The organism is Kosakonia sp. H7A, from assembly GCF_003028445.1.
Taxonomy (GTDB): domain Bacteria; phylum Pseudomonadota; class Gammaproteobacteria; order Enterobacterales; family Enterobacteriaceae; genus Kosakonia; species Kosakonia radicincitans.
Map to the genome: position 1 here is coordinate 1 of NZ_PYTZ01000002.1, position 14,834 is coordinate 14,834.

Here is a 14,834-nt window from a genome sequence, read left to right on the forward strand (position 1 = left end):
ACCCTCGTAGAACGTCATTCCCGTTTTGTTATGCTGGCCAAAGTCAGGGACAACAAGACCATAACGGTTATATCTGCACTCATCAGACAAGCCCGGGAATTACCTGCTGAGCTTTATAAAACATTAATATGGGACCGGGGTGCTGAAATGACCAGCCATACCCGGTTTACCGTAGCCACAGATATTCAGGTTTACTTCTGCGATCCTCAATCCCCCTGGCAACGCGGCTCAGAGGACAGAATTTGTCTACGGGCGTGGGGTCAGTCCATAAATGACTCCGGGGTGTCTGTTAAACCCGTGGCGATTCATATAGCGTTCCAATTCACTGCTCTAAAATTCACAAAGAAAAAATATTTTAGCAGCATGACATAAGCTCATTTAGAAGGTACATATGACGTTCAAGTTCTTCTGCCTCCTCAATAGAAATTGAGGTTTGCAGTCTTAGATTGTTAAATAGAAAGTCTGTATTGTGATTTGAAAGATAATGTGAAAGTGCAGTTTTAAACAAAGCAGAACACATCATATCAGTCTCACATTCAAATTTCTTTTTATCTTCAATGAGTGAGATAAAGGCAGACGAGTAGGCCTCTGTACAAATAACCCTTGTAATACTCAAAGCAGAAGGAATACAGTCCACACCAAATAATGACGATGCAACAAAGCCCCCATTTAGTGCTACAGTTCTATAAATTTCAAGGCACCCGAATGCATACAAATATATGGATAACAGTTCCCTGCGTCCAATAGATCGTGAGTCTAGGATTTCATTCACCATTCTAATCGCAGTTTCTGCAATTTCAATTTCTTTCTTTTCATATTTCACTGACATCTCTGCCATTGCTTTCAACATTAATTCCTTTTCGTTCATTCTTCTCACCCATTTATGCGGTACGTGACATGAGTGAACTGAGTACAAAAGTCGCCCAATCAGTCTTCATGTCCAGCAAAGGCACTAATCTGCTTAAAGGCATGTTCTGTAATTTTTTCAGGATGGTAACAAGGAGTAAAATTGTTAATACCGATCGAAAAAGGGAAACTGATCTGTTTTATCTATTGATAATGACGATCAATTTTTATATATTAATAGCTAATGACTATTGATAATTAAGCTACCGATCGGCTATGCAGATCAACCCATTCGCATTGGTGACCGACTGTCAGCATCTCTTGCCAATGCAGGCAGCTCTTCAGTAGGCCTCCTGCTAAAGTCAGCTGAGAACATGCCACTATGATTCCACCAGATCTGCAGGGAAGAAAAGAATGCTCTTAGCATGGCGGAACAGAACGAAAGCAGTATCATGGCAGTTGGAACTGGAGTCGGAGTAAAACAGGGCTGAAAGCGATATGCTGCTACGAGGTAACAAACGCTGGTCAATTGCAATACAAGTTTCCTTACGTGCATTTCGGCAGTAGGTTAATAATTTTCCTTCTTGCTCTATCAATTACTTAATTCAAATATTTATTGAGATAGATAGAATTATACATGAACGAACAGCATTCATTTATGGTGACTGAAGCCAATCCTTTATTGGCAGATTTGAAGTTGTCGTGGACTTCTATGGTTTTTAGTTCTGATGATGGAATTGGCTCCATGCGTTCCTTGCATGAAGCCGGTGATTCATTGGTTGCAGTTGCCTACTTAGATGATGACGGTCCATCATTTCTAGGAAGCGGTGTGATGGTTGCGCCGGGATTGCTGTTGACTGCTACCCATGTACTTGATGAACTACGGACTTCGGGAAAGTCTCCGATGTTCCTGACATTCTTACCTACAGGAGTAAGGGGGTGGCTTGCTAAAGAAAGCCGGAATTCAATGCGCGAGAGTAAGTTTGAGGAAGGTGAAGCAAATCCATCAGATTTAACCTTGGTAAGCTGCACACTAAATTCGGACGCATTGGTTGATTACCCGCTTAACCTTGGGATTTTAAGGGTTGGATTGCCACTCGTTGGCGAGCGTTTATGGGCATTTGGATTTAGGCATGGCCTTGTTGAAGATGGTGTGGCCTCCGTTAGTCCGATGGTCTCGTCTGGGCTAGTAACTGCCGCGTTTCCTCAAGGACGTGGTGAGCGAATGCCTGCGCCATGTATCGAGGTAGCAATGGACACTATGGGAGGGATGAGCGGAGGCCCGGTTGTTGACTCGGATGGGAACGTCATTGGTGTGGTGTCATCTTCATTTGATGGTGGGCCGTCTTACGTTACGCTTATTTGGGATGCTCTAAATTATCGAATTGGAGGGACAGTTCCAGCGCTAATGAAATATCAAGATGTGAGCCTTTTAACTGCAAAGGCTATGGGACTTTCAAGAATTAAAGGAAGTATCGAGCGGAAGCCTTGGGGGGATATCGTCTTCACGATGTCTGAAGATGAGATGGAATTCTTGAAAATATCCTCGGAACCATCGGCCATTACAATATCCAATAAATTTTTAAAAGGTGATCAATTAGAAGAATTCATTGATAAATGGGGCTACGATCTAGAACATGCAGTATCTGAAGCTGCAATTGAATATCTTGAAAGCGCATCTGACTCTCCTATTCAAGGATTTTTGGGGGCAATTGGAGTTTCTCTGGAATGTCTTAAAACTATCCAGAATTTTTCTGCTACCGACTTTGAAGGGGTTGAGGACCCGGAGGTATACTCAAGCGAGCAATTAAATGATGAAAATATCAAGCTCGGCTATTATTTTGAGCTACTGACCGTAGTGTGGGAGATCCAGGTCTTAGAAGAAGACTACCATGCTCACAAAATGGACTTCGATAGCCACTTTTATGATCAAGAGCTGAAAGATGGAATAGTACGTATGGAGACTTTTCAACGGTGCCTTTTTAAAGCTGATGTGATTTTCAACCCGCAAATAGAAGAATTTACTGATATAAAATTTGTTTGGATGGGTATTCGGATACCAAAAAAGAGATTGCAAAATAATGTTGAATGAATGATTGAATACCCGAATATCTCTGAGTCTAAGCGGGTTTTCAGCAAGCGGCTTTATTTTCTCAAAAGCTGATATGTGATGGCGGAGCAATGGTCTACAAATGTTTCCTGCAGAATATTAGCGGCAAGGAGCTAGTGACTGGCACTAAGCGGACAAGTCATTAGGTTTTACATTGACAATGAGCAGGGGTAGTTCTGAACTAAACCTGATCGAAAACCTGCGCTACATGCAAAAAAAAACGCCGCAACATGTTGCAGCGGCTTTTCATTTATACGCTAACTTGATTTTTTACTCTCGCAACCATCCACATAATCCCCATACCACTGCATCATCTCTTTCCTCCCTTCCAGATACTGCGCATGGTTATACGTTCCACGAATCGCATTCTTGTCCACATGAGCAAGCTGCGTTTCAATCCAGGCAGTATTGAATCCTTCCTCATGTAAGATTGTGCTCATGGTATGACGAAAACCATGTCCGGTCGCTCTCTTGTCGTATCCCACCCTTTTCAACACCATATTGATGCTGGCTTCACTCATCGGTTTGTTAACATCGTTTCGACCGGCAAAGATAAACTGGTAAGTTCCGGTCAATTGCTCCAGTTGCAGAAGTGCACCCAGTGATTGTGTCGAAAGGGGGACTATGTGAGGCCGCTTCATCTTCATTCTACTTTTCGGTATTTCCCAGATTTGGTTATCGAAGTCGATTTCACTCCATTCTGCCATACGTAGCTCGACGGTACGCAAGCCTGTAAGCATGAGCAGTCGGGTCGCCAGAAGTGTTATTAAACTGCCAGTGTATTGTGAAAGCTTGTGTAAAAACTCGGGCAACTCTGCAGCGGTAAGAAAGGGGTAATGTTGTTTCTCGTAACCCTGTAAAGCACTGCCGAGATCAGCTGCAGGGTTGTATTCGGCGCGGCCAGTAACAATGGCATATCGGAACACTTCGCTGCAACGTTGGCGCACTTTACTGGCAAGCTCCGGCGCTCCTCGTTTCTCCATACGCTGTAATACAGAGAGAAGCTCCAGTGGCTTTATCTCATTAACCGGCTGCGATCCAACAAAGGGAAAGACATTGTTTTTGAAAGCCCGGTTAACATAGTCAGCGTAGTTTTTTGACCAGCCCGAAACCTTCGCGTTGTACCACTCGAGAGCTATCGCTTCAAAAGTGTTCGTAACTGAAAGTTTTTGGGCAAGCAGTTCTGCTTTTTTAACTTCACCGGGATCTTTGTCATTCGCCAGTGTTTTTCTTGCTTCATCACGCTTAGTGCGAGCTTCCGCAAGTGAAATGTCAGGGTAGGTTCCAAATGAGAGCTTTTTCTCCTTTCCGGCAAATCTATACTTCATGCGCCAGTACTTTGAACCGTTAGTATTGACCATGAGATAGAGACCTCCGCCGTCAGCGAGCTTATAGGCTTTGTCTCTGGGCTTTGCAGTCTCGACCTGACGCGCATTCAGCGGCATTTTGGGGGCCTCATTTTTCATTGAACAGGATAAGCCCCCACATCGGCCCCCACACGTTTATTGATTCACGTTGAAATGGGTAGACATCTGTTGACATCGCGTAGCCGGAATGGAAGGTTTATCGCTTATTATAAGGGAGGTTTATTGAATTCGGTAGATGTCAGGAGAGGTGTATATGGTGTCCCCTGCAGGAATCGAACCTGCAATTAGCCCTTAGGAGGGGCTCGTTATATCCATTTAACTAAGGGGACAAGGCGGCAGGAGTATAACGTCATTTATCTGCTGCGTTAAGCGTGTTTGCCGCCAAGTGGTTAAACCGTCACCGTTTATGCTTTTTTTTCTGCACCTTCGTCGGCGCTTGCCTGTGCTTCTGCCCGGGCTTTTGCTTCAGCCTTGCGTTTGTTGATCATGTCGTTACGGATTTGCGCATGGCTGAGCAGGGCGAAAATAAAGGTACCGCCGCAGATATTTCCGGCGAGCGTTGGCAGGGCAAATGGCCAAATAAATTCGCTCCAGTGCACGGTACCGTTAAATACCAGATAAAAAATCTCTACCGCGCCGACCACAATGTGCGTGGTGTCTGCCAGCGCAATTAGCCACGTCATCAACACGATCACCACAATTTTCGCGGAGCCCGCAGACGGAAACATCCACACCATTGTCGCAATGATCCAGCCGGAAAGAATCGCATTAGAAAACATCTCCAGCGGCGTATTCTTCATCACATCCATGCCGATTTTGACAAAGGCATCGCGGGTCTCTTCGTCAAACACCGGCATATATTCAAACGCCCAGGCCGCAATAGCGGTACCGAGCAGATTTCCCAGCAGCACCACGCCCCATAACCGCACCATCAGGGCAAAATTTCCCCAGCCAGGGTTTTGCATCACCGGCAGCACGGCCGTTACGGTGTTTTCGGTAAAGAGTTGCTGGCGGGCCATGATGACAATAATGAAACCGAAGGTGTACCCCAGATTCTCCAACAGAAAACCGCCCGGAACGCCCTCCAGTTGCACATGGAAAATCCCTTTTGCCAGCAATGATGAACCCATCGACAGCCCGGCGGCGATAGCCGACCAGAATAGCGCCATGGCGTCTCTTTCCAGCTCTTTTTCACCATCCTGGCGAATATGTTCATGAATAGCCATGGCCCGGGAGGGGAGGCGCTCTTCATCAAGTTCGATTTTTTCGCCGCGCTTTTTTTCGTCGCTCTCAACCTCGATTTCATCGCTGTGTTTATCGATTTTCTCCATACTTACCTCGCTTCTGCTGCTCTGATGTCTAAAGCGTAGCGGTTTTACGCTGCTTTCCATGGCGGCATCGTCTTAAAGTGCCGGGAAAAGCAACAATGGCGATACGGCACAGGCAAAGTTTGTATAGAATTGTTAATGAGCCGTATAGATAATGTGGGCTATGCTGGTTTGAGTCTCGTTCACTGCGTGGACATCATAATATGCGCTGATACAATGCGTTGCATAACTTCGACGCAAACCCGGCGTCGCGTTCGCGTTATTATGGATGACCTTCAGCACTGGTCATTTTCTTCAGGGAGACACCTATGAAACACCGCCTGTCGGCGCTTGCGTTGGCAACCACTGTACTGGTCGGCTGCGCCAGTTCTCAGCAGACGCAGGGACGTTCGGACCCGCTGGAAGGGTTCAACCGGACTATGTACAACTTCAACTTCAACGTGCTGGATCCGTACGTTGTTCGTCCTGTGGCGGTAGCATGGCGTGATTATGTGCCACAACCTGCGCGCAATGGTCTGAGCAACTTCACCAGCAACCTTGAAGAGCCTGCACAGATGGTGAACTACTTCCTGCAGGGCGATCCCTATCAGGGCATGGTGCATTTTACGCGTTTTTTCCTGAACACCTTGCTGGGGATGGGCGGCTTTATGGACGTCGCCGGTATGTCGAACAGCAAATTGCAGCGTGAAGATCCGCACCGTTTCGGCAGTACGCTGGGGCACTATGGCATTGGTTACGGTCCGTATATGCAGTTACCGTTCTACGGCAGTTTCACACTGCGTGAAGATGGCGGCGATATGGCGGATACGCTCTATCCGGTGCTCTCGTGGCTGACATGGCCGCTTTCTGTCGGTAAATGGACCATTGAAGGTGTCGAATCCCGTGCGCAACTGCTCGATTCCGACGGCTTGCTGCGCCAGTCTTCCGATCCTTATATCCTTGTGCGGGAAGCCTATTTCCAGCGTCACGATTTTATCGCCAATGGCGGCAAGCTGAAGCCGCAGGAAAATCCGAACGCGCAGGCGATTCAGGGCGATTTAAAAGATATCGATTCGGAATAAATCCGGTCGCAGCCAATAAAAAAGGTGAGCCAGGCTCACCTTTTTTATTATTGACGCGTTATCAGAAGGCGTAGTTGAAGTTAGCGCCGTAGAGGAACGCGCGGCCTTCAGACTGGAACGTATACGGGCCTTCGGTGAACTTCACTTTCTGACCATGCATATAAGAGAAGCCAACATCGACGGAAGCATCCTTATTAAAGGCATAGGTCGCCCCCGTGCTCAGCCACAGACGGTCCTGATCAGGAATGGAGATCGTGCGTTTGTTAGCCGGAACCGGGCTGTCATCAAAGGCGATACCGGCGCGGAAGGTCCAGTTATCATCCATATAATAAGTGGTACCCAGCGCGATGCGATAGGCATCTTTAAAGCCTTCATCTTTATAGAACAGCGTTTGACCACTGTCACCGGTCGCTTTCAGCTCCTGGAACTGGCTCCAACTGGTATAGGTCAGACTGTAGTGAATGGCCCACTGTGGAGCTACGCGGTTATAACCCGAAACTTCCCACATCTCTGGCAGATGGAGCGACAGCGAGCCATTGGTGGTCGAGCCGCCAGTACCATACGGCAAGCCAAGACCCAGTGCTGTGTTGATCGGGTTAAGCGTTGTCGGCAGGCTGCTCTTATAATCGCCGTCGAAGTCGACCTTCACTTCGGAGCGGTAAGTTAAGGAGTAACGGTTGTTTTTATCCAGCTCGTAAAGGATACCGGCGTTCCAGCCAAAGCCCCATTCATCGCCTTTCAGATGCGCGATTTGCGTATCACGGCTGATACCGCCCGCCTGTGCGCCAATAGCGGCAGCCTGCTGGGCGCTAAGCTGGCCAGATTGCACCATGCCTGGCAGGCTGGCGCCGATGATCTGCGGCAGATCGCCAGCGTAACGCTCAACCTTCGCGCGAGCATAAACGGCGTCAAAACCCAGACCGAAGCTCCAGTGGGTATCCAGACGATACGCGCCGCTAAGGTTCAGGTTCAGTGTTTCGAGATCGGTTTTACCGCCCATCGACCCGGCTGCGTAGTCATTATTAAACTCTGTTGCCAGCCCAAAGTTGGAAGTCAGCGAAGCCCCCCAGCCGAACTGATCGTTAATCGGCGCGACAAAGTGCAGGTTTGGTATCCACGCTGTCGGCGCAATGTTTTTCTGGCTCGCATCATTACCAATCGCGGAACGGCCGGAGACATCGACATCCGGATCAACAAACACCGCGCCGCCGGAGAACGTCGGGCGGTCAAACATGGTAATCAATGCAGGGTTGCGGCTGACGTTACCTGCATCATCCGCAATTGCACCTTCACCGGAATAAGCACGGCCAAGACCAGAAGCCGAAAATTCATTGAGTTGAAAGCCTGCGGACCAGGCCTGGGTAGAGACAATTGCCACTGCGACTGCCAGAGCAGACTTGGTAAAACGGGTTTTCTGGCTCATGACCATAACCTCATTCGAAATCGATTTATTTTTATTCAAACTATGTTACGTGTTGTAACAGGAGCGCGAAGTGTAGGGTCTGTGTTACAGCAGAGAAATCAGACCAGTGGCGGAAGTATAGGTCCGACCAGAGGGAATGTTGCAAGTTTGTATATAAGTTTTTTCAATTGTGATCTTCGAAACGGGATCTGCGTGGCAAAATCGCCGGGGTTGGTAATCAGTCAATTGGGCGATTTTTGTTTTAGATCATTTTTAAGTGTGATTTCGGTCACTTATCCACTTTCGGAAGATTATCAACTGGAGACGCCATGAACGGCGGCGTAAAATATGTCCATCGTTTATCTGGCACCCAGGGTGCTAATTCAGAGGAATCAACAATGAGCAAATGCAGTGCTGATGAAACCCCGGTTTGCTGCTGTATGGATGTTGGCACCATTATGGACAACTCCGACTGCACCGCCTCTTACAGTCGTGTATTCACCAATCGTGCTGAAGCCGATGAAACGCTGGCCGCGCTGAGCGCAAGAGCCCGCAGCGTGGAATCCGAGCCTTGCCAAATTACCTCCACCTTCACCGAAGTGGCGGATGGCGTGCGTCTCGATATCGATTTTGTTTTCGCCTGCGAAGCGGAAACCCTGATTTTCCAGCTTGGCCTGCGTTAATCTTCTTGCCAACGCCTCCTTTCACGGAGGCGTTTTGCTAAGCATCTCTGTGCCTTAGCTCGCATTTTTCTCTCGCTCCCATTGGCTATATGTAAAAAAGTGGTTAAGACTGTTATCAGGTCAGACCACTTTAAGCATACGCTGTTAACAGGGGAGTGTTATGAAGGCATTACCGCTTGTCACCCGCCAGGGCGACCGCATTGCCATTGTCAGTGGGTTACGTACCCCGTTTGCCCGCCAGGCCACCGCTTTTCACGGCATTCCGGCGATCGATCTTGGCAAAATGGTGGTGGGAGAGATGCTGGCGCGCAGCGAAATTCCCCCCGAAGTGATTGAACAACTGGTGTTTGGCCAGGTCGTGCAGATGCCGGAAGCGCCTAATATTGCGCGCGAAATCGTGCTCGGCACCGGCATGAGCGTCCATACCGATGCTTACAGCGTCAGCCGCGCCTGCGCAACCAGTTTCCAGGCCGTGGCCAACGTCGCAGAAAGTCTGCTGGCGGGCACTATTCGCGCCGGTATTGCTGGCGGGGCGGATTCTTCCTCTGTTTTACCGATTGGCGTCAGTAAAAAGTTGGCGCGTGCGCTGGTGGATGCCAACAAAGCCCGCACTGTGGGGCAAAAACTGAAGCTTTTCTCCCGCTTGCGCTTGCGCGACCTGTTGCCGGTTCCTCCCGCCGTCGCGGAGTATTCCACCGGGCTGAGAATGGGCGATACAGCTGAGCAGATGGCGAAAACATACGGTATCAGCCGTGAACAGCAGGATGCGCTGGCCCACCGCTCACACCAGCTAGCCGCACAGGCCTGGGCTGAAGGCAAACTGCGTGATGAAGTGATGACCGCCTATGCGCCGCCGTTTCGCGATCCGGTTGAACAGGATAATAACGTTCGTCATAACTCCAGCCTGGCCGATTACGCGAAGCTGCGTCCCGCCTTCGATCGTCAGCATGGCACGGTGACGGCGGCGAACAGTACGCCGCTGACCGACGGAGCTGCGGCTGTAATTTTAATGACCGAATCCCGCGCCCGGGAACTGGGATTATCACCGCTGGGTTATTTGCGCAGCTACGCTTTCACCGCCATTGATGTGCAACAGGACATGCTGCTTGGCCCAGCCTGGGCAACGCCGCTGGCACTGGAAAGAGCCGGGTTGACGATGGCTGATCTGACGCTTCTCGATATGCACGAAGCCTTTGCCGCGCAAACCTTAACCAACCTGAAATTGATGGCCAGCGAGCGTTTTGCTCGTGAGGTACTTGGGCGCTCGCAGGCAACAGGTGAGGTGGATGACAGTAAGTTTAACGTGTTGGGCGGTTCCATCGCTTACGGTCATCCGTTTGCCGCCACCGGCGCGCGCATGATCACCCAAACGTTACACGAACTGCACCGCCGGGGAGGCGGTTTTGGTCTGGTCACTGCCTGTGCCGCGGGCGGTCTGGGCGCGGCAATGGTTCTGGAGGCTGAATAATGACAATGATGTCCGCATTTACCTTTAATGTGCGTCCCGACAATATCGCGGTCGTCACCATTGATGTGCCGAATGAAAAAATGAACACCCTGAAAGCGGAGTTTGCAGGTGAAGTGCGCGCCATGCTGAAACAGATCCGCGACAATAAGGCGCTGCGTGGCGTGGTGTTTATCTCGGCCAAGGCAGACAATTTCATCGCTGGCGCGGATATCAATATGATCGCCCGTTGCCAGACGGCAAAAGAGGCCGAGGATCTGGCTCGTCAGGGGCAGCAAGTGATGGCGGAGATCCATGCGCTGTCGATTCCGGTGGTTGCCGCAATTCATGGCGCTTGCCTGGGCGGCGGGCTGGAACTGGCACTGGCGTGCCATCGCCGGATTTGTACTGACGACGCGAAAACAATGCTGGGATTGCCTGAAGTTCAGTTAGGTCTGCTGCCCGGTTCCGGCGGGACACAGCGATTGCCGCGTCTGATTGGCGTCAGTACGGCGCTGGAAATGATCCTCACCGGAAAACAGCTTCGTCCGCGCCAGGCATTAAAAGTTGGTCTGGTGGACGATGTCGTACCGCAGTCAATTCTCCTTGAGGCCGCTGTTGATTTGGCCAAACAGGGGCGGCCGGTTGCCCGTCATCTGCCGGTTCGTGAACGGGTTCTGGCCGGGCCGCTTGGCCGCGCGTTGCTGTTCCGTATGGTGAGTAAGAAAACCGAACAAAAAACCCAGGGGAATTATCCTGCGGCCACGCGCATTTTATCCGTTATTGAAACCGGGTTGACGCAGGGGCGCAGCAGCGGTTACGACGCGGAAGCGCGCGCGTTTGGTCAACTGGCGATGACGCCGCAATCACAGGCGTTACGCCACCTGTTCTTCGCCAGTACCGGCGTTAAAAAAGATCCTGGCAGCGAGGTGCAGGCTGGCCCGTTGAACACGATCGGTGTGCTGGGCGGCGGATTAATGGGCGGCGGGATCGCTTTCGTCACGGCAAGCAAAGCAGGATTGCCGGTTCGCATAAAAGATATTAATGCGAAAGGGATCAACCACGCGCTGAAATACAGTTGGGAAGAGCTGGATAAAAAAGTGCGGCGCCGCTACCTGAAAGCGGGCGAGCGCGATAAGCAGTTGGCGAAAATATCCGGCACCCTGGATTTTAGCGGCTTTGCTCAGCGTGACCTGGTCATTGAGGCGGTGTTTGAAGATCTGGCGTTGAAACAGAAAATGGTGGCTGAAGTGGAAGCCCATTGTTCCGCTCATACTATTTTTGCCTCCAATACCTCTTCTTTACCGATCGGCGATATTGCAGCGCATGCCGCGCGACCAGAAAAGATCATCGGATTACATTTTTTCAGCCCGGTGGAAAAAATGCCATTGGTGGAGGTGATCCCACACGCCGGAACGGATGAGCAGACCATCGCTACCACGGTAAAGCTGGCGAAAAAACAGGGCAAAACGCCGATTGTGGTCGCGGATAAAGCCGGATTTTACGTGAACCGCATTCTTGCTCCCTATATTAATGAAGCCATCCGGCTGCTGAGTGAAGGCGAGCGCATCGAGGATATTGATCGCGCGCTGGTGAAATTTGGCTTCCCGGTCGGGCCGATCCAGTTACTGGATGAAGTGGGCATCGATACCGGTACAAAAATTATTCCGGTGCTGGAAAGCGCTTATGGTGAACGGTTTAGCGCCCCTGCAAGTATTGTGAGCGCAATTCTGAACGACGATCGCAAAGGGCGAAAAAATGGTCGTGGTTTCTATCTTTACCCTGCGAAAGGGCGTAAAAGCAAAAAGCAGCCCGATCCGGCGATTTATCCCCTGATTGGTGCCTCCGGCGGTGGGAGGTTATCGGCAGAGCAGATGGCGGAACGCTGTGTGCTGCTGATGCTGAACGAGGCGGTGCGTTGCTTTGATGAGCAGGTTATTCGCAGCGCGCGAGACGGCGATATTGGCGCCGTATTCGGCATCGGTTTTCCGCCGTTTTTAGGCGGGCCGTTCCACTATATAGCGACATCAGGAGCGGGCGACGTCGTGGCGAGGTTGCAGCGGCTGGAGGCGCAATACGGTGCGCGTTTTGCGCCTTGTGAACCGCTGTTGCGTATGGCGGAGCAGGGTGTAACTTTTTGGTCGGAAAAAGAAACTGAAGATGTGAATTAAGGTCTAAAAATTTAATTCTGTTATTCCTCATGGCGTTCGCGGTTATTTTGTAAACAGTGATTGACTATACTTACACCATTGAGGTAAAAAACAGCGTTTCATTCATGGAATGGATCAGGCACAATGCCCGGCCATCGATACTTTTCCGTCGTCGCGAAATGATTTCGCAGTGAAAGTGTTGATGATTCTGGTTAACAAAAGCGGTGCAATATGCAAGTTTTTATCATGCGTCACGGCGACGCTGCCCTCGATGCAGCCAGTGACTCGGTTCGTCCCTTAACCCCTTGTGGCTGTGACGAATCCCGTCAAATGGCAACATGGTTGAAAGGCCAAAAAGTGGATATTGAACGTGTTCTGATCAGCCCTTTTTTACGTGCTGAACAGACGCTGGAAAAGGTAGGGGAGTGTATGAACCTGCCTGACAACGTGGAGGTCCTGCCGGAACTGACGCCTTGCGGCGATATCGGCCTTGTCAGTGCCTATTTACAGGCGCTGGCGAATGAAGGAATCTCCTCTGTGCTGGTGATCTCTCACCTGCCGCTGGTGGGTTACCTGGTGTCCGAGCTTTGCCCGGGTGAAGCACCGCCGATGTTTACCACTTCCGCCATTGCCAGCGTTACGCTGGGTGAAGACGGTAAAGGGGTTTTTGACTGGCAAATGAGTCCCTGCAACCTGAAGATGCGAAAAGCCATCTGAATTCGCCGGACACTGAAAAACGCAGAGCCGCTTTATGCGGCTCTTGACGTTTCTGGCATCAGGGCAGCTCCGGCGGCTGCCACTCTTCCACTTCAATCAGCACCAGAATTGCTGCGTCGCCGCCATACTCTTTCGGCGCCTGGTGAAACGCCATCACATGCGGGTGCTGCGCCAGCCACAGCGGTGTCTGTTGCTTCAGAATGTGTTTACCGTGGCCGTGCATCACGCAGGCGCAGAACACATGTTCACGGCGACAGGCGGCGATCAGCGCGCCCAGTTCTTGCTTCGCCTGCTGCTGTGTTAAACCGTGCAGATCGAGAAACAACTCCGGCGAGTAGTCGCCCCGACGCATCTTTTTTAGCTCAAAATGGCTGACATCTTCACGCACATATTTGACCGGACCTTCGGTATTGAGCAGCGGCTGAAACTCGTCGGAAAAGTAGTGACTGTTGTCGGCTTGTTCCTGTAATAACCGTTTCACCGGAACTTCGCTGATTTTTTTCCGCGCCGGGCGATGTACCACGGTATCCTGCTTAAGCTGGCGCGTACCGGTCATCAGTTGCCGGAACAACACCTGTTCCTCCTCGCTAAGCGATGATTTCTTTTTCATTTGTGCGTCTCATCTTTTCTTTTCTTCAGTGTACCCGACTCACTGCGGCTCCGGCGAAGCAAAATGCATTTTTCCCTCTGGCAGGCGCGTGAGATGCTGATTTATCGCCGTCTTCATGGCAAACTAGCCGCCGAATTTAATGCGAGCATGTACCTGGGGGATACTATGGATAAAATTTTTGTCGATGAAGCAGTGAATGAGCTGCACACCATTCAGGACATGCTGCGCTGGGCGGTCAGCCGCTTCAGCGCCGCGAATATCTGGTACGGTCACGGCACGGATAACCCGTGGGACGAAGCGGTGCAACTGGTGTTGCCGACGCTCTATCTGCCGCTCGATATCCCGGAGGATATGCGCACCGCGCGTCTGACTTCCAGCGAGCGTCACCGCATTGTTGAGCGCGTGATCCGTCGCGTTAACGAGCGTATTCCGGTCGCTTACCTGACCAACAAAGCGTGGTTCTGCGGCCACGAATTTTATGTCGATGAGCGCGTGCTGGTGCCGCGTTCCCCGATTGGTGAGCTTATCAACAACCGCTTTGCCGGGCTGATTGATCAACAGCCGCAGCATATTCTGGATATGTGTACCGGCAGCGGCTGTATCGCTATTGCGACGGCGTACGCCTTCCCGGAAGCGGAAGTGGATGCGGTCGATATCTCCGCGGATGCGCTGGCGGTAACTGAGCACAATATTGAAGAGCACGGCCTGATTCACCACGTTACGCCGATCCGTTCCGACCTGTTCCGCGATCTGCCGAAAGTGCAGTACGACCTGATTGTCACCAACCCGCCGTACGTTGATGAAGAAGATATGTCCGATCTGCCATCGGAATACCGTCACGAGCCGGAGCTGGGCCTGGCATCGGGCAGCGACGGCCTGAAACTGACGCGCCGCATTCTGGCCTGCGCCCCGGATTACCTTGCTGACCACGGCATCCTGATTTGTGAAGTCGGCAACAGCATGGTACATCTGATGGAACAATATCCGGACGTTCCGTTCACCTGGCTGGAGTTTGATAATGGCGGGGACGGCGTCTTTATGCTGACCAAAGCGCAGCTGATTGCCGCTCGCGAACACTTCAGCATCTATAAAGATTAAAACGACGCTCAACACCAA

12 protein-coding genes, 1 tRNA gene and 1 pseudogene are annotated in these 14,834 nt (G+C 50.9%); 8 read left to right on the forward strand and 6 right to left on the reverse strand.

The features are described 5' to 3' along the window. Window positions 1-237: pseudogene (locus CWM66_RS07900) on the forward strand (IS30 family transposase); the annotation flags it as partial. A gap of 118 nt (window positions 238-355) precedes the next feature. On the opposite strand, the gene CWM66_RS07905 reads toward CWM66_RS07900, so the two are convergent. Further along, window positions 356-868, reverse strand: a complete 513-nt coding sequence (locus tag CWM66_RS07905) for a hypothetical protein (RefSeq protein WP_146159925.1) — start codon at window positions 866-868, stop codon at window positions 356-358. A 615-nt stretch (window positions 869-1,483) separates the two neighbouring features. Here CWM66_RS07905 and CWM66_RS07915 point away from each other — a divergent pair. Further along, on the forward strand, window positions 1,484-2,938 hold the full coding sequence (locus CWM66_RS07915; protein ID WP_107146474.1) for a serine protease: 1,455 nt from the start codon (window positions 1,484-1,486) through the stop codon (window positions 2,936-2,938). 275 nt (window positions 2,939-3,213) lie between these two features. Here the strand turns inward: CWM66_RS07915 and CWM66_RS07920 are convergent, their stop codons facing one another. From CWM66_RS07920 to CWM66_RS07930, 3 genes are all read right to left on the reverse strand, one after another. Then, a complete protein-coding gene (locus CWM66_RS07920) occupies window positions 3,214-4,401 on the reverse strand; it encodes an integrase arm-type DNA-binding domain-containing protein (RefSeq protein WP_107146475.1) in 1,188 nt (395 codons plus the stop codon). A gap of 176 nt (window positions 4,402-4,577) precedes the next feature. Then, window positions 4,578-4,652 (reverse strand) — tRNA-Arg (locus CWM66_RS07925). Between the two features lie 75 nt (window positions 4,653-4,727). Further along, on the reverse strand, window positions 4,728-5,654 hold the full coding sequence (locus CWM66_RS07930; protein ID WP_035889067.1) for a formate/nitrite transporter family protein: 927 nt from the start codon (window positions 5,652-5,654) through the stop codon (window positions 4,728-4,730). A gap of 305 nt (window positions 5,655-5,959) precedes the next feature. Here CWM66_RS07930 and mlaA point away from each other — a divergent pair, with 305 nt between their 5' ends. Continuing rightward, entirely contained in the window at window positions 5,960-6,712 is a 753-nt protein-coding gene (gene mlaA, locus CWM66_RS07935) for a phospholipid-binding lipoprotein MlaA (protein ID WP_007371029.1), read from the forward strand. A 61-nt stretch (window positions 6,713-6,773) separates the two neighbouring features. On the opposite strand, the gene fadL is transcribed toward mlaA, so the two are convergent. Further along, window positions 6,774-8,135: a long-chain fatty acid transporter FadL gene (gene fadL / locus CWM66_RS07940; protein WP_007371030.1), complete on the reverse strand. Its 1,362-nt coding sequence runs from the start codon at window positions 8,133-8,135 to the stop codon at window positions 6,774-6,776. A gap of 377 nt (window positions 8,136-8,512) precedes the next feature. Between fadL and CWM66_RS07950 the strand changes: the two genes are divergently transcribed. From CWM66_RS07950 to sixA, 4 genes are all read left to right on the forward strand, one after another. After that, a complete protein-coding gene (locus CWM66_RS07950; RefSeq protein WP_007371032.1) occupies window positions 8,513-8,797 on the forward strand; it encodes a YfcZ/YiiS family protein in 285 nt (94 codons plus the stop codon). 160 nt (window positions 8,798-8,957) lie between these two features. Next, window positions 8,958-10,265, forward strand: a complete 1,308-nt coding sequence (gene fadI, locus CWM66_RS07955) for an acetyl-CoA C-acyltransferase FadI (RefSeq protein WP_007371033.1) — start codon at window positions 8,958-8,960, stop codon at window positions 10,263-10,265. Next, a complete protein-coding gene (gene fadJ, locus CWM66_RS07960) occupies window positions 10,265-12,412 on the forward strand; it encodes a fatty acid oxidation complex subunit alpha FadJ (RefSeq protein ID WP_107146476.1) in 2,148 nt (715 codons plus the stop codon). The genes fadI and fadJ overlap by 1 nt, the downstream gene beginning before the upstream one ends. 210 nt (window positions 12,413-12,622) lie before the next feature. Further along, on the forward strand, window positions 12,623-13,108 hold the full coding sequence (sixA, locus tag CWM66_RS07965; protein WP_035889074.1) for a phosphohistidine phosphatase SixA: 486 nt from the start codon (window positions 12,623-12,625) through the stop codon (window positions 13,106-13,108). 58 nt (window positions 13,109-13,166) lie between these two features. On the opposite strand, the gene smrB is transcribed toward sixA, so the two are convergent. Next, window positions 13,167-13,718 carry an endonuclease SmrB gene (smrB, locus tag CWM66_RS07970; RefSeq protein WP_007371037.1) on the reverse strand — a complete coding sequence of 184 codons (552 nt, stop codon included), beginning with the start codon at window positions 13,716-13,718 and terminating at the stop codon, window positions 13,167-13,169. Window positions 13,719-13,883: 165 nt separating this feature from the next. Between smrB and prmB the strand changes: the two genes are divergently transcribed. Beyond that, entirely contained in the window at window positions 13,884-14,816 is a 933-nt protein-coding gene (gene prmB, locus CWM66_RS07975; RefSeq protein ID WP_007371038.1) for a 50S ribosomal protein L3 N(5)-glutamine methyltransferase, read from the forward strand. The last annotated feature ends 18 nt before the right edge of the window (window positions 14,817-14,834 follow it).